The sequence below is a fragment of the Saccharopolyspora soli genome, from assembly GCF_022678645.1.
GTDB lineage: Bacteria > Actinomycetota > Actinomycetes > Mycobacteriales > Pseudonocardiaceae > Saccharopolyspora > Saccharopolyspora soli.
Genome location: NZ_JALBWV010000089.1, coordinates 13,926 through 28,724 on the forward strand (window position 1 = coordinate 13,926; position 14,799 = coordinate 28,724).

Annotated in this window: 17 protein-coding genes; 5 read left to right on the top strand and 12 right to left on the bottom strand. The window is 68.0% G+C overall.

The genetic code is table 11. The features are described from left to right. Positions 1-21 precede the first annotated feature (21 nt). Both MOQ72_RS39500 and MOQ72_RS39505 read left to right on the top strand, forming a co-directional pair. On the top strand, positions 22-573 hold the full coding sequence (locus MOQ72_RS39500; protein WP_277955360.1) for a PH domain-containing protein: 552 nt from the start codon (positions 22-24) through the stop codon (positions 571-573). A gap of 136 nt (positions 574-709) precedes the next feature. Further along, complete coding sequence (locus MOQ72_RS39505; protein ID WP_242191092.1) at positions 710-2,215, top strand: PH domain-containing protein; 1,506 nt, start codon at positions 710-712, stop codon at positions 2,213-2,215. 122 nt (positions 2,216-2,337) lie between these two features. Here the strand turns inward: MOQ72_RS39505 and MOQ72_RS39510 are convergent, their stop codons facing one another. The 3 genes from MOQ72_RS39510 to MOQ72_RS39520 all read right to left on the bottom strand — a co-directional run bounded on the left by MOQ72_RS39510 (position 2,338) and on the right by MOQ72_RS39520 (position 5,641). Then, entirely contained in the window at positions 2,338-2,529 is a 192-nt protein-coding gene (locus MOQ72_RS39510) for a DUF397 domain-containing protein (RefSeq protein WP_242191093.1), read from the bottom strand. Then, positions 2,530-3,378, bottom strand: coding sequence for a helix-turn-helix domain-containing protein (locus MOQ72_RS39515; protein ID WP_242191094.1), 849 nt, complete (start codon positions 3,376-3,378; stop codon positions 2,530-2,532). 529 nt (positions 3,379-3,907) lie between these two features. After that, complete coding sequence (locus MOQ72_RS39520) at positions 3,908-5,641, bottom strand: pyruvate dehydrogenase (RefSeq protein WP_242191095.1); 1,734 nt, start codon at positions 5,639-5,641, stop codon at positions 3,908-3,910. 168 nt (positions 5,642-5,809) lie between these two features. Here MOQ72_RS39520 and MOQ72_RS39525 point away from each other — a divergent pair, with 168 nt between their 5' ends. Beyond that, the gene (locus MOQ72_RS39525) at positions 5,810-5,983 is read left to right on the top strand and encodes a hypothetical protein (RefSeq protein WP_242191096.1); all 174 of its coding nucleotides are present in this window, start codon (positions 5,810-5,812) and stop codon (positions 5,981-5,983) included. Positions 5,984-6,036: 53 nt separating this feature from the next. After that, positions 6,037-6,510 (top strand): thioredoxin-dependent thiol peroxidase, encoded by a 474-nt coding sequence (gene bcp / locus MOQ72_RS39530; protein ID WP_242191097.1) that lies wholly within the window; start codon positions 6,037-6,039, stop codon positions 6,508-6,510. Between the two features lie 460 nt (positions 6,511-6,970). Here bcp and MOQ72_RS39535 read toward each other — a convergent pair whose 3' ends face one another. The 9 genes from MOQ72_RS39535 to MOQ72_RS39575 form a co-directional block, all read right to left on the bottom strand. Next, positions 6,971-7,417: a nitroreductase family deazaflavin-dependent oxidoreductase gene (locus MOQ72_RS39535; protein WP_242191098.1), complete on the bottom strand. Its 447-nt coding sequence runs from the start codon at positions 7,415-7,417 to the stop codon at positions 6,971-6,973. Positions 7,418-7,484: 67 nt separating this feature from the next. Next, positions 7,485-7,922, bottom strand: coding sequence for a VOC family protein (locus MOQ72_RS39540; protein ID WP_242191099.1), 438 nt, complete (start codon positions 7,920-7,922; stop codon positions 7,485-7,487). Positions 7,923-8,350: 428 nt separating this feature from the next. Further along, positions 8,351-8,779: an imine reductase family protein gene (locus MOQ72_RS39545; RefSeq protein ID WP_242191100.1), complete on the bottom strand. Its 429-nt coding sequence runs from the start codon at positions 8,777-8,779 to the stop codon at positions 8,351-8,353. A gap of 78 nt (positions 8,780-8,857) precedes the next feature. Beyond that, positions 8,858-9,616 carry a sulfite exporter TauE/SafE family protein gene (locus MOQ72_RS39550; protein ID WP_242191101.1) on the bottom strand — a complete coding sequence of 253 codons (759 nt, stop codon included), beginning with the start codon at positions 9,614-9,616 and terminating at the stop codon, positions 8,858-8,860. A gap of 369 nt (positions 9,617-9,985) precedes the next feature. Beyond that, the gene (gene rdgB, locus MOQ72_RS39555; RefSeq protein ID WP_242191102.1) at positions 9,986-10,591 is read right to left on the bottom strand and encodes an RdgB/HAM1 family non-canonical purine NTP pyrophosphatase; all 606 of its coding nucleotides are present in this window, start codon (positions 10,589-10,591) and stop codon (positions 9,986-9,988) included. After that, complete coding sequence (gene rph / locus MOQ72_RS39560; protein ID WP_242191103.1) at positions 10,588-11,343, bottom strand: ribonuclease PH; 756 nt, start codon at positions 11,341-11,343, stop codon at positions 10,588-10,590. The genes rdgB and rph overlap by 4 nt, the downstream gene beginning before the upstream one ends. Before the next feature lie 44 nt (positions 11,344-11,387). Then, positions 11,388-12,158, bottom strand: coding sequence for an MBL fold metallo-hydrolase (locus MOQ72_RS39565; protein WP_242191104.1), 771 nt, complete (start codon positions 12,156-12,158; stop codon positions 11,388-11,390). After that, the gene (gene murI, locus MOQ72_RS39570) at positions 12,155-12,970 is read right to left on the bottom strand and encodes a glutamate racemase (protein WP_242191105.1); all 816 of its coding nucleotides are present in this window, start codon (positions 12,968-12,970) and stop codon (positions 12,155-12,157) included. The genes MOQ72_RS39565 and murI overlap by 4 nt, the downstream gene beginning before the upstream one ends. Then, positions 12,967-13,563, bottom strand: coding sequence for a rhomboid family intramembrane serine protease (locus MOQ72_RS39575; protein ID WP_242191107.1), 597 nt, complete (start codon positions 13,561-13,563; stop codon positions 12,967-12,969). Before MOQ72_RS39575 ends, murI begins: the two co-directional genes overlap by 4 nt. A gap of 253 nt (positions 13,564-13,816) precedes the next feature. On the opposite strand from MOQ72_RS39575, the gene MOQ72_RS39580 reads away from it, so the two are divergent. Further along, the gene (locus MOQ72_RS39580; RefSeq protein ID WP_242191106.1) at positions 13,817-14,659 is read left to right on the top strand and encodes an SMP-30/gluconolactonase/LRE family protein; all 843 of its coding nucleotides are present in this window, start codon (positions 13,817-13,819) and stop codon (positions 14,657-14,659) included. Positions 14,660-14,799: the final 140 nt, after the last annotated feature.

Consider the following 14,799-nt stretch of genomic DNA (forward strand, 5'->3'; position numbering starts at 1 on the left):
AGGTTTACCAGCGTTGCGACAATGGCTTCAACGAGGCGAGAAAGAGAGGGGCCGATCGTGGCCACCCAACCCAACGCGGACTCCGCCGGACTCCGGCTGCGGCCACCGCGCAACCGCGTCGAACGCCGCGCGATCGGCTGGTGGACGACACAAGCCTTGGTGCTGGTCCTGCCACCGCTGATCGCGTTGGCGGTGACGGCGCTGTTCATCCCGCCCGCGCGGTTCTGGCTGGTGCTCGCGTTCGTCGTGGTCGCCGTACTCGCAGTGCCCTACGTGCTGGTGATGCCGCAGTGGCGGTACCGGGTGCACCGGTGGGAAACCACCGAGGACGCCGTCTACACGGCCGCCGGGTGGTTGCGCCAGGAGTGGCGCATCGCGCCGATGTCGCGCATCCAGACCGTGGACACCGTGCGGGGCCCGTTGCAGCAGTTGTTCAACCTGTCCAGCGTCACCGTAACCACTGCCTCCGCCGCGGGTCCGCTGACGATCGACGGCCTGGACCGGGAGGTCGCGGTGGCGGTGGTCGAGCAGCTGACGGCCACCACCCAGGCAACTCCGGGAGATGCGACATGAGTAGCGCTGTGTCAACCCCAGTCCTCCTCAACCGCACCTCAGGGGACCGTGACGCAAGCCAGCCACAAGAAACCACGAAACGCGAGATTCGTGCTGGACGCACCACAACTGTGAATCGCGGAGAGGCGGACCAGTCATGAGCACCGTCATCGACGGGCAGTGGCACCGCTTGGACCCGAAGACGATCGCGGCCATCACGACTCTGGTGATGGCGCCACTGCTGCCGACCGCGGCGGTCATGCTGATCTCCGGTGTCGGGGCGGTGGCCCTGCTCATCACCGTGTCGATCTGGGCGGGCGTCGGTTTGGTGATCGCCGCGTTGGCCGCGATCGACTGGTGGTTCACCTGGTACCGGATCACCGAGGAGCGCTTCGAACTGCGCCGGGGCAACCTGACCCGCAGCCACCGCTGGATCCCGCGCGACCGGATCCGCAGCGTGGACCTCACCGCGGATCCGAGCCACCGGCTGTTCCAGGTCACCACGGTCAAGGTCGGCACCGGTGGTCAGGCGGGCGACAGCAGCGAGCTCAAGCTCGACGCGATCGCCCGGCACCACGCCGAATTCCTGCGCCAGGAACTGCTCTTCGGCGATTCGTCCACTGCGGACACCGCCACCGCGACCCCCGAGGCGGGCGATGACAGCACGCTCGCCCGGCTCGATCCCAAGTGGTTCCGCTACTCCGCGCTGACCCTGTCGCTGGCGCTGATCGTCTGGGGCGCGATCGGCTCGGCGATCGGCTCGTTCAGCGAACTGCTGCAGGCCGTCGGCGTCTACGACGCCATCGCCGACATCGTCGTGTCGACGTCGCTGGTCGCGGTCGTCGCGATCGGGCTCGCCATCGTCCTGGTCGTCGGCGTGGTCGGGGCCGTCGCGCTGTCCGTGGAGATGTGGTGGGGCTTCCGGTTGACCCGGGAGCGGGGCGACACGCTGCGGGTGAAGCGCGGCCTGCTCACCGCCCGATCGGTGTCGCTTGAGGAACGCCGCCTGCGCGGTGTCGAGCTGGCCGAACCGCTGCTGCTGCGCTGGGCTGGTGGCGCCCGGCTCAACGCCGTCGCAACGGGACTGAACCAGAAGAAGGAAGAACACCAGCCGGACAACAAAACACTGCTGCCGCCCGCGCCCCGCGCCGAGGCCCAGCGGGTGGCGACAGCGGTGCTGCGCGAACCGCAGTCGCCCACCGATGTCGCACTACGCCGACACCCGCACGCCGCACTGCGGCGAAGGCTGACTTGGGGGCTCGTATCGGCGACGCCGGTCGTGGTCGCGGCGGTGGTAGTGGCGGCGGTCGGTTGGGTGCCGCCCGCGGTGTCGGTCATCGCGGGGGTGGTGGCTGTCCTGGCGGCCCTCGGATTCGCGGTGGACGCCTACCGCAACCTCGGCCACGAGATCACCGATCGCTATCTGATCGCCCGGTCCGGCAGTGGGATGCGGCGCACGGTCGCCTTGGAACGCAGCGCGATCATCGGTTGGCGGATCACCCGGACGGTGTTCCAGCGACGCTCGAAGCTGGTGAGCGTCGGCGCCACGACGGCTGCCGGGGGCAGCCTCTACGAGGTGCACGACGTCAACACCGAAGTCGGCCTGGAGCTGGCGGAAAAGGCGGTGCCGGGGCTGCTCGCGCCGTTCCTGGAACAACGCTGACCACGCGGATTTCCGGTCAGCGAGGCGACATCTGAGGTCCGGGGTCCGCGATCCCGGCTCGGCAGCGCGGCGGGTTCACCGGGGATTGGTGGCTCCGCTCGGTCGAGCGGAGCCACTGATGGTCAGGAGTCGAAGCAGCCGTGTTTGAGACCGCGGACGAAATCGTGCCAGCGTTGCGGGGCGACGGTGATGTGCCCAGCGGCTCGGTTCTTGGTGTCGCGAACTCCGACGCAATCTGCTCCGAAGCCGACCTCGACGCACTGGCCCTGCCCCTGGGTGCGAGTGCTCGTGCGCCAGTCGGTGATGTTTGCCATCTACAGCTCTCCTATGCGTTCTTGTATGAGTTGAATGGAACCTTCCGGATCTACCGCATGCGCTCGTAAATGGTCCATCATCAGGACGTAGTTGGACAGCTCGATCTCCCTTTCGAGGTAAAGCCCGCCCACATGGGTTTCCAAATAAACCACATCGGGGTCAATGTGATTCGAGTAGCGCAGGATGACGAACGGTCCGGCCTGGGCTGGATGCGCCCCCGCATCCAGTGGCATCACCTGCAACGTCACGTGCGGCAACTCGACCAGTTTTAGCACGTGTTCCAGTTGTCGGCGCAGCACGCCGTTACCTCCGACGCAGCGGCGCAATGCGGCTTCCCCGACCACCGCCCACAACTCCAACGGGTTCGGTCCGACAACTCGTTGCTGGCGCTGTATCCGCAAGTCGACCCTTCGGGTTATTTCCGAATCGTCCGCCCGAATGAGTGTCGATTTAGTAAGCGCATACGCATATTCGCGTGTTTGGAGCAGTCCAGGAATGGCCTCGGACTCGTAGGTGTGGATCGAAGAGGCTTCGGCCTCCAAGCCGACGTAGGTCTCGTACCATTCCGGAAGGACATCGCTGTAGGAATGCCACCAACCTCGCTTGCGGGCGTCCCGCGCCAGGTTGATCAGCTGATCCCGTTCGGCTCCGTCCACTCCGTAGAAATCCAGCAATGCCGAGACATCACCGACCGAAGGGGACCGTTTCGCGGTTTCGAACCGCCCGATTTTCGCTTGCGTGCAGCCAAGGTGGCTGGCCGCCTGCTGCTGGGTGACTTCCGCTTGCGCCCGCAGCCGGCGTAACTCGGCGGCGAGGCGACGACGACGCACGGTGGGACTCACTGTCATGATCCCATCCTCCACGGATGTCCACGCTGCGTCACCACCCCATCACCCTTACGACATCTGGTCGGATGGCATATTCCGGCGGATGCTGTGCGGTGGGCGAGCGCGCTTCGCCGACGAGCGGGGTGTTTACAGTTGTATGTCCTGATTGCGATTTCGGTGCTGCTGTGGGCCGTGCTGTTCGGCTCCGGACTCCTGCTGTGGTGGCAGGCAAGCAAATCCGAAAGCAGATCGGGCAAGTCCCGACCGCACCGTACGCTCCGCCGCCGCGCGCACCGGCCGAAACACCGGCAAGCACACGCCTGAACGGTTTGCCCGGACGGTCTGCCCAGGTGGTCAGCACGCGTCGTGTCGACCGCAGGTCCACGTCGCGGCGCTGTTCGGCACGCCAGGATATTCCAAAGCCGCACGATTTCCCAGACCAAGACCAAGTAGGAACTCGCGGGTTGGGACGGACGCGGTGGGCGTCGGGCAAAGCTCGCGCACCCCTGAACGGCACTTCCGGCCGGGGGAACGAAGTTCCGCCCGCTGCTCAGGGCCGCGGCACGTTGCGCAGGTTGCTGCGGGCCAACTGGATCATCTTGCCCACCCCGCCGGAGAGGACGGTGCGGCTGACCGCGAGCGCGAAGCCCTTCACCTGGTCACCGGTGATCCGCGGCGGGATCGACAGCGCATTGGGATCGGTCACGACATCCACCAGCGCTGGACCCGGTCGGCGCAACGCCTCGGCCAGCGCGTCGCGCACCGCACCGGGTTTTTCCACCCGGACCGAGTAGATCCCGGCGGCGGCCGCGAGTGCGGCGAAGTCGACGCTCTCGTGATCGGTGCCGAAGTCGGGCAATCCGTCGACCAGCATCTCCAACTTCACCATGCCCAGCGAGGAGTTGTTGAACACCACGACCTTCACCGGCAGCTGGTGGGTGCGCAGGGTCAGCAGGTCACCGAGCAACATGGACAGCCCGCCGTCCCCGGACATCGAGATGACCTGGCGGTCCGGCGCGGCCGTCTGCACCCCGATGGCCTGCGGCAACGCATTGGCCATCGAACCGTGCACGAAAGATCCGAGCACCCGGCGCCGTTGGTTGGGGGTGATGTAGCGGGCGGCCCAGACGTTGCACATCCCGGTGTCCACTGTGAACACCGCGTCGTCGGCGGCGAGGTCGTCGAGCACGTCGGCGACGAACTCGGGATGGATGGGCACCTGGGTCTGCACATCACGCGTGTAGGCGTCGACGACGCGCTCCAACTGACCGGCGTGCTCGCGCAACATCCGGTCCAAGAAGGACCGGTCCGTTTTCTGCGAAACATGCGGCAGGACAGCGCGAATGGTCTCCGCGACGTCGCCGTGCACGGCCAGGTCCAGCACGGTGCGCCGCCCCAGGTGGGCTGGTTCGATGTCGACCTGCACGGTGTTGGCCTGCGGCAGGAAGTTGTCGTACGGGAAGTCGGTGCCGAGCAGCACGACGAGGTCCGCGCGGTGCATCGCGTCGTAGCAGGCGCCGTAGCCGAGCAGACCGCTCATCCCGACGTCGAAGGGATTGTCGTACTGGATCCATTCCTTGCCTCGCAAGGCATGCCCGACCGGGGCGTTCACCCGCTTCGCCAGGTCCATGACTTCCTGGTGCGCGTTCCGGGTTCCGGCCCCGCAGAACAGCATCGGCCGCTCGGCGCGGTTGAGCTTGTCCGCCAGCGCCATCACCTGCTCGTGCGACGGCACCACGGTCGGCGGCTCGCATTCGACGATCCCGCTGCCGACGGGGTGCGCCGCCGTCCGGTGCGCGACGTCGCCCGGCAGCACCAGCACCGAAACTCCACGACGGCCAGCCGCGGTCTGGATCGCGGTGCGCAGCAGCCGTGGCATCTGCTCGGGCTGCGACAACAGCTCGCAGAAATGACTGCACTCGTTGAACAGTTCCTCGGGGTGCGTTTCCTGGAAGAAACCGGTACCGATCTGCGCGGTTGGGATGTGCGACGCGAGCGCCAGCACCGGCGCTCCGCTGCGGTGCGCGTCGAACAGGCCGTTGATCAGGTGCAGGTTGCCCGGACCGCAACTGCCCGCGCACACCGCCAGCCGCCCGGTCAGCTGCGCTTCGGCACCGGCCGCGAAGGCGGCGGCCTCCTCGTGGCGCACGTGCACCCATTCGATTCCCTCGGTGCGGCGTACGGCGTCGACCACCGGGTTGAGGCTGTCTCCGACGATGCCGTAGATCCGCTGGACCCCGGCCTGCACGAGCACCTCGATGAACTGGTCGGCGACAGTGGGCATGGTGATCCTCCGGTCTTGGACGGCATGTCACTTCCCCGTCTACGCGTGGAATTCCGGCCGCGCAACCCCGCTGACCCCCCATCGTCCCTGCCGTGAACATGCGTAACGAATTGGTCGAACAGCCCGATCTGCCCTGTGTCGAAGTCACTGCCGTGGGAGGGGAATGCGGTGAGCGTCCGGATCTACACCAGGTGCGCACTGGCCCTCACCGCCTCGGCGGTGGCCGGGCTGCTCGTTGGTGGCTTCATCGCGATGGCGGAACGCGCCCCCGAGCAACCAGCGACAACCCAGGTTTCGCAGGTCACCCCGGCAGCTGGCGGAGCCGGAGCCGTGCGCGAGTGACCCCCGCTTCACCGCCGACGAGGCGGTCGGCCCGATCGGCTAGCGTCGGGTGCATGAGTGAGCAGAATCGACTTTCGGTCGGCGACAAGGCGCCCGAGTTCGCGCTGGCGGACGCCGACGGCGGCACGGTGTCGCTGAGCGACTACCGGGGCCGATCCGTGGTGGTCTACTTCTACCCAGCGGCGAGCACCCCCGGCTGCACCAAGGAAGCCTGCGACTTCCGGGACAGCCTGGTGGTGCTCAACGATGCTGGTTTCGACGTCCTCGGGATCTCCCCGGACAAGCCCGCCAAGCTGGCGAAGTTCCGCGACGCCGAGGGCCTGACGTTCCCATTGCTGTCCGATGAGGACAAATCGGTCATGACGGCGTGGGGCGCGTTCGGCGAGAAGCAGAACTACGGCAAGATCGTGCAGGGTGTGATCCGGTCGACGTTCGTGGTGGACCCGGAAGGCAAGATCGCCAAGGCGCTGTACAACGTCAAGGCAACCGGCCACGTCGAACGCCTCCGCAAGGACCTCGGCGTCTGACTCGGAGGGCACCGCCCCGGCCGGTGCCCTCCGATCCGGTCCAAGATCGGGAATCCCCACGCCATGCCCCGTTGACTGAACTAACTGCCGAGTTTGGGCAGCTCCTGGCGTTGTGCTGCGAGGGTGTCGGTAGCTTGCCCGCGTGATCGACCCCCTGGATTCGGATAGGAACCTGCCCTGTCTTGTGGTTCCCCGTGCTGGGCAGTTGGTATCGACCGACGACGGATGGGAGCCCACTCGCCGGTCGAACAACATCCACATCTCGACCGAGATGACGGCCCACCACGTCCTGTCATGCCGACGACAGCGCGCTGAGAGCAGGACACGGAGTCGATCAGCTGAGCGTCTGCCTGCCGCTCACGGCGTCGGTGGATCATCGGGTGGTTCGGTTAGCCATGCCAGGACACGTCGCGAACGTTCGAGTTCAGGGCCATGGACCGCAGGCCGGAGATGACTTGAGTCAGTCCTGTGGAGTGAGCAGGGCGATCGGGATCACGCGGTCGGTCCTCTGCGCGTATTCAGCGTACAGAGGGAAGATGCTCACCATCTGGGCCCAGAGGGGCTCGCGCTCGGCCGGAGACGCGACCCGGGCGCGGGCGGTGAACCGGCGGGTGCCGGCCTGCACGCCGACGCTCGGGTCCGACTGGAGGTTCTTGAACCACTCCGGATCCTCGTCGGCGCCGCCCTTGGAGGCGACGACGACGAAGTCGTCCCCCGAGGTGCCGTAGATCAGGCAGGTGCGACGCGGCTCGCCGGTCCTGCGTCCGGTCGTGGCGAGCACGAGGGTGTACACGCCGTCCGACTCGTGTCCCTCGGTTCCGCCCGAGGCCAGATACGTCCGGGTCTGCTCGGCGACCCAGTCCCACTTCGAGTCGGTGGCACGGTCGAGATCATCAGCGACGGCCATGGCGGCGGTCCTTTCGATGCGGATGGTAATGGTCGGCGATCTATCACACGGACGCACGCAGCGTCGTTCAGCGGAGTTCCTCGACCAGCCCGATGATGACGCCGGCGGGGCCGCGGACGTAGCAGTACCGGCAGTAATCCTCGTACTGCGCCAGCTCGCCCACGAGCTCGGCGCCGTGGCCGCGCAGCCGGTCGAGGACATCCTCGACTGCGTCGACGACGAACGTGAGCCGAGGGATGCCCGGGGTGTTCACCGGCTCCCACGGCGCACTGCCGGTGGCCACCGGCCGACGGAACGTCGACAGCTCGACCCGGCCCTGGCCGTCCGGGGTCCGCACGACAGCAATGTCCGATCGCACGCCCTCCAGCCCGACGAGCTGGTCCACCCAGGCACCCTCGACCGTGGTCTCGCCCTCCAACTCCAGGCCCAGTTCGACGAAGAACGCGATCGCCGCCGCGAGATCCTCCACCACGAAGCCGACATGATCCATCCGGTGAATCGTCACGGAATCCTCCTGTGTCGCACGGCCCCTCGTGGCCGCTCGTGTCCCGGGGACGGAGCCGACGTCACGGTCTCGACATCCTCGGCCATCTTTTTTCGGCACCCGGCCAACAACAAGGACGGGCCACCGGACCCACCGGTCCCGGTACCGGGTCAGCCATGACCCGTACCGATCGCGATGGTCCGAGCGGCAAGCACTGCTGGAGGATGGTGCCTTGGCCCTCCACGGAAGGACCATCACCACGAGATCGTTGCGTACCCCCGAAAATGCGGGAGAACGGGACTGGCCGACCGACTCTCAAGGCGATGATTTGACGGCCATCGAACATCCGCTTCTGCCGCCGACAGCGCGTTCTCCTGACCCTCGACAGCCAGTAGCCGACCTCGGTTGAGCGCACATGCGTTAGCCCGCACTCCCGGCAGTTCTGCATGTCACGCCGCCGGTTCGGGCTTCTTGAGCACCTCCGTCAGGGCTGAGATGCTGTGGTCGCCGTGGCCTGATTCGACGGCGCGCTTCAGCAGTTCGCGCAACGGCGCGTGCCATGTCACGTCGATGTTCGCCTCTTCGCCGAGGTTCTGGTCGTGGACCGCTCCCGCGAGAAAGAGATTGACGGTGGACATGGGCCTGGTGTAGTCGCCACTGTCGATCTCTCTGGCGAAGACCGGTAGCACGGAGTTGATCATTTCGAACCACTTGGCGGTGAACCGCACCAACGTGCTCGCTTTCAGCCCGCGCGCCTGTACGGCGGCGGCGCCCTGGAAGAAGCCGACGAGTGCGGGCAGCAGGGTGCCGCCTACCGCCATCTCGTAAAGCGCGGCGAGGTCGGGCTCGTCGCCGAGGTGGACGGTGTCGCCCCCCAAGACCTCGCGCGAGGACAGCCCACGTGGTGAACGGGCATTCGGGTACGGCCGCCACGCGAACCACCGCCGCAGCGGTCCCTAGTCCAGTGCCATGTAGATCGCCACTGCGGCGGCGATCACCACCACCAGGTAGCGGAGCAGGCTCGGCGGCAGCTTCTGGGCGATCTTGCCGCCAGCGAAGCCGCCCAGCACCGTGGTGGGCACCAGGGTCAGCACCGCGATCCAGTCGACCGGGGCGATCAGCGCGTAGACGACCAGCGTGACCGCGCTGCCGATCATGCCCAGCCAGCTCTTCAACGCGTTCAACCGGCGCATGCTGTCGGTGGCGGCGAGCACCAGGATCGCGATCAGCACGACGCTGCGAGCGCCGCCGAAGTAGCCGCCGTAGATCGAGGCCAGGAAGATCCCCGCGGTCAGCAGTACGGTCCGATCCGGGGCGCCCTCGCCTGGTGAGCCGAGCCACTTGCGAATGGTGTTCTGGAACGCCATCAGCACGGCGGACAACGCCACCAGCGCGGGCACCACGGCGTCGAACACCTCGCTGGGCAGGACCATCAGCAGCACGCAGCCCAGCGCCGATCCGACGGCCGCGGCCACCGACGTCACCCACACCCGCCGAGGCGTTCCGCGGAGGTCGTCGCGCTGGCTGATCGCGGCCCCGACGAACCCAGGTCCCTGCGCCACCGAGTTGGTCACGTTGGCGACCAGCGCGGGCATCCCGGTCGCCAACAGCGCCGGGAAGACCAGCAGGGAGCCGCCCCCGGCTACTGCGTTGATCGCGCCGGACAGGAAGCCGACAACGACGAGCAGCGCTAGTTCGAGCCAATCGGTGAACACGACATCCGAAGCTAGCTTCTAGAACGGCCGAATTTCCGCGCGGGGCGAGCGGCATCACATCTCGATCGCCTCACTGCCTGCGGCGAAGCGTTTGGTAACAGTGTCACAAAAAAGGGGTTACCACATTGGACTGATGGATCCGTCGGACGGACGTGGCTCAGCCCGTGTCTTCGTTCTTGTTTTGAAGCGGCGCAGCCGCTTAGCCCACCTGTCGCGCTTGCACCGCCGCGGGTTCTCAGACGTCATCTCGGGAGGACAGCCACGACGTGGTGTATTGGGCATACATGATGTCGGGGATCCCGGACCGAGACGGCGTCTGAGGTTCCGCTACCCGCACCGCAAAGCAAAACGAGCTTGGAAGACAGATTCTCAACCCGCGAGTTCGCGCAGTGCTGGGAGCAACAGGCGCAGCGCTCTGCCGCGGTGCGAGTCGGCGTCCTTCTCCTCCGGAGTCAACTCCGCACTGGTCCGGGTTTCGCCTTCGGGGACGAAGATCGGGTCGTAGCCGAAGCCGTTGGTGCCGCGTTCTTCGCGAATCACCTTGCCTCGCCACTCCCCGCGCACCACCACCTGCTTGCCGTTCGGCAGCACCAGGGCCGACGCCGACACGAACGCCGCCCCGCGGCGGTCGTCCGGGACGTCGGCGAGTTGGCCCAGCAGCAGGTCCAGGTTGGCCTGGTCGTCGCCGTGCTTGCCGGACCAGCGGGCCGACAGGACACCCGGCATGCCGTTGAGCGCGTCGACGGCGATGCCGGAATCATCGGCGACCGCGGGCAGGCCGGTGGCCTGCGCCGCGTCGGCGGCCTTGGCCACCGCGTTCTCCTCGAACGTCGCGCCGGTTTCCGGCGCCTCCGGGAACGGCGGCACGTCGGCCAAGCCGACGACCTGCAGACCCGTCACGCCCTCGGCGGCCAGGATGCGGCGCAACTCGACCAGCTTCTTCTGGTTGCGGGTGGCCAGCAGGACGCGGGTCATGCGGCGCTCCCCGGCAGCTCGCCCGGATACGGCTCGGCCAGCGCGGCGGCCTGGAGCTGGGCGAGCTTGGCGCAGCCCGCCAGCGCGACGTCGATCATCTTGTCCATTGTGGACCGCGTGTAGGTGGCGCCCTCGCCGGTGCCCTGCACCTCCACCAGGGTGCCGTGGTCGGTGGCCACCACGTTCATGTCCACCTCGGCGCGGGAGTCCTCCTCGTACGGCAGGTCCAACCGGACCCGGCCGTCCACCACGCCGACGCTGACGGCGGCGACCGAGCAGGACAACGGCTTCGGGTCGGACAGCCGACCGGCCGCGCCCAGCCACGTCACCGCGTCCGCCAGCGCCACGTAGGCGCCGGTGATCGCCGCGGTGCGGGTGCCGCCGTCGGCCTGGATCACATCGCAGTCCAACGTGACCGTGTTCTCACCGAGCGCGGCCATGTCGATGCAGGCGCGCAGGGAACGGCCGATCAGCCTGCTGATCTCGTGGGTGCGTCCGCCGATGCGCCCCTTCACCGACTCGCGGGCGCTGCGGGTGTTCGTCGACGACGGCAACATCGCGTACTCGGCGGTCACCCAGCCCAGTCCGGAGCCGGTTCGCCAGCGCGGTACGCCTTCCTGGACGCTGGCCGCGCACAACACCCGCGTCCGGCCGAATTCGACCAGCACCGATCCGGCTGGCCAGTCCTGGTACCCGCGCGTGATCCGCACCTCGCGGAGCTCGTCGTCGCTCCGCCCATCCGTTCGTGCCACGCCCCAACCCTAAGCCCGACCGCTCGCCCGCCGGTCACGGGCACCTACACGTCGTAGCTGCCGCCGGGGGTGACCAGTTCGGTGGGGCCGTCGAAGGTGGCGACCGCCTCGGCGAGGATCGCGTCCCGATCGGACCAGGGCGCGACGTGCGTGAGCAGCAGGCGTCGGGCCCCGGCTGTCTTCGCCGCCTCGGCCGCTTGGCGCCCGGACAGGTGCACGCCGTCCGGGGCACCCGCGAAGTCCGTCCAGGACGCCTCGGACAGCAGCACATCGGCATCCGCCGCGAGTTCGGTCAGCTGCGGGCAACAGCCGGTGTCGCCGGTGTAGGCCAGCACCTTGTCCTCCGCTGCGACGCGGAAACCCCACGCCGGGCACAGGTGCGCCACGGGGATGGCCTGCACCTCGAACGCACCGATGCGCATCGGCTCGGCGGAGATCGGGATGAATTCGAACACGTCCGACAGATCGGTTCTGGCGAGTTCCGCCTCGTTCGGCGCGTAGAGGGCGGCGAGCCGACGCGGCGCGTTCTCGGGCGCGAACACCGGCAACCGCCGCACCGCCGGGTCGTACGGCGGGTTCGGGTGGTACCGGCGCAGCACCGCCAGGGCGGCGAAATCCGCGCAGTGGTCCGGGTGCAGGTGGCTGAACAACACCGCGTCGAGCGTGAACGGGTCGACGAACCGCTGCATCGCGCCGAGCGTGCCGTTGCCGAGGTCGAGCGCGATGCGGGTACCACCGGATTCCAGCAGGTACCCGGAAGAAGGCGAATCCGGACCGGGCATGCTGCCGGAACAGCCGAGAATCGTCAGCTTCATGCGGTCGAGCTTGACATGGTCAGCGGGCGCACGGCATCGGCGACCAGCGCCGGACCGAGGAAGCGGGCGGCGAGCCGAGCGAACCGGTCCGGTGCACCGGTCGCGCGGAACTCGTGCACGGGCGCCGCTTCCGAGTCCGCGAGCAGATCGCTCTCGGTGAGCATCCGCACCACGTCCTTCGCCGTCTCCTCCGCGCTGGAGACCAACGTCACCTGATCACCCACCGCGAGTTGGAGCACGCCGGTGAGCATCGGGTAGTGCGTGCAGCCGAGGACGAGCGTGTCGATGTCGGCCCGTTGCAGCGGATCCAGGTAGCTCTGCGCCAGCCCCAAGATCTGCCGACCGCTGGTGATGCCGCGCTCGACGAAGTCCACGAAACGCGGGCACGCCACCGTGCTGAGCGTGATGTCCCGAGCAGCGGTGAACGCGTCGTCGTAGGCGCGGGACTGCACGGTGGCCTTGGTGCCGATCACGCCGACGCGGCCGCTGCGGGTCGTCGCCACCGCGCGGCGCACCGCGGGCAGCACCACCTCGACCACCGGGATCTCGTAGCGCTCCCGCGCATCGCGCAGGCAGGCCGCCGACGCCGTGTTGCAGGCGATCACCAGCATCTTCACGCCCTCGTCGACCAGCGAATCGGTGATCGCGAGGGTACGGGCGCGGATCTCGGCCAACGGCATCGGGCCGTACGGGGCGTTGGCGGTGTCGCCGACGTAGCACAGCGTTTCGCCGGGCAGCTGGTCCATGATCGCGCGGGTCACGGTCAGCCCGCCGACGCCGGAATCGAAGATCCCGATCGGGGCGTCAGTCACCCGGCCAGTGTGCCAGGCGCGGGTCCGGCGGCCTGCCGACGCGTGCTGCGCGCCACCAACCAGACCGCGAGCACCCCGCCCAGCGCGCCGAACAGGTGCCCTTCCCAAGAAATTCCGGGCTGGCCGGGCAGCACGCCCCACAACATGCCGCCCCAGTAGAAGAAAAGCACCACCGCGACCAGGATCTGCGCGAAGCTGCGCTGGAAGAAACCGCGCAGCAGCAGGAACACCATCCAGCCGAAGATGACCCCGGACGCCCCGATGTGCACGCCGGGCGCGCCCACCAGCCAGGTGCCGAGGCCGCCGACGATCCAGACCATCGCGGTCACGGCGATGAACTGCCGCAGCCCACCGGCGAGCACCAGCCAGCCGAGCACCAGAAACGGCAGGGTGTTGGCGAACAGGTGTGCCCAGTCGAAGTGCAGCAGCGGCGCCCACAGGATGCCGTCCAGTCCGCTGACCTCGCGGGGCTCGATGCCGTTCACCTCCAGGCTCGACGCCGGGGTGGCGGTGTCGTAGAACTCGATCGCGTACAGCACCGCAGTGGCGACGAGCATGCCCATCGCGGCGCGCAGCGGGTTTTCCGGTAGCACGCGCACGCGGCGACGATCAGGCAGTCGGTTCACACCATCGAGGCTACGCGGCGCACCCAGTCCCGGTCTCGGGGATGACCCTGAGTTTTCCGGACATTCGCGGCAGTCGACTCCGGCACTGGGGCGCAGGCTCCACCGCACTAGCACCGCCGCGTCCGAGGCTCCGCAGCCCGCAAAACGACTACGGGAAAGGGCTCTTCGACGTCGCGGTAAGGTCTTGGGCCGTTGCATCGGGTGTTCGGAAAGGTGACGCGTGCAGGCCCAGGTCGACATCGCAGTTCAGGCGGCGGCGCGCTCCGGACAGGCGCCCACCTGGGACATCGGAACCGACACCCTGCTCTGGGTGGATCCGCCGACGCACACCGTGCACCGCTACGCACCCGGTCACACCGACCACACGATGCAGGTTCCACAGCAGGTCAGCGCCGCGAAGCCGCGCAGCCGCGGCGGGCTCGTGCTGCACCTCTCCGGCGGGATCGCGCTGTTCGAGGCCGACGGCGAGCACCGGACCTGGCTCGTCTACTGGGCTCGCGACGGCGTGCACGGCGGCGAGACGATGATCGACCGCAAGGGCCGGTTGTGGGCGACGACGGTGCACGAGGGCGAACGAGGCGACGGCTGGTTGGCGAGGATCGGCAGTGACGGTGCGGCAGGCATCGTGCTGCGCGGTCTGGCCGCCGGGCACGGCATCGGCTGGAGCCCGGACGACACCAGGATGTACGTCGCGGACAGCGCGACGCGGCGCATCGGTGTGCTGGACTTCGACCTCGCCTCCGGTGCGACCGGTGAGCACCGGGTGCTGTGCGAGGTCGACGGCGAGCCCGCCGGACTGTGCGTGGACGCGGCGGACAACATCTGGGTCGCGGTGCGCGACAAGGGCGAAATCCGTTGCTACACGCCGAAAGGCGAGCTGGACCAGACGATCCCGCTGCCGGTGCGGCGCCCCACGGCCTGCTGCTTCGGCGGCACCGACCTGACAGACCTGTACGTCACCTCGGCCCGCGAAGGCGTCACCGACCCGACCGATGCGGACGGCTGCCTGCTCGTCCTCCCGAACACCAGCACCGGCACCCGAGCCTCCGCCTTCACCGGCTGACCGGCCCGCGGACAGCAGAGCCAAGCAATTTCTCGCGAAATTGCGCAGCACCCCTGCTGACTAAGAGGCTCCGGCGGTAGGCGGGGTTGCTGATCTTGGCGTGGGTGGTGGAGTAGGACGGGCATGGCCGTGAGTGATCA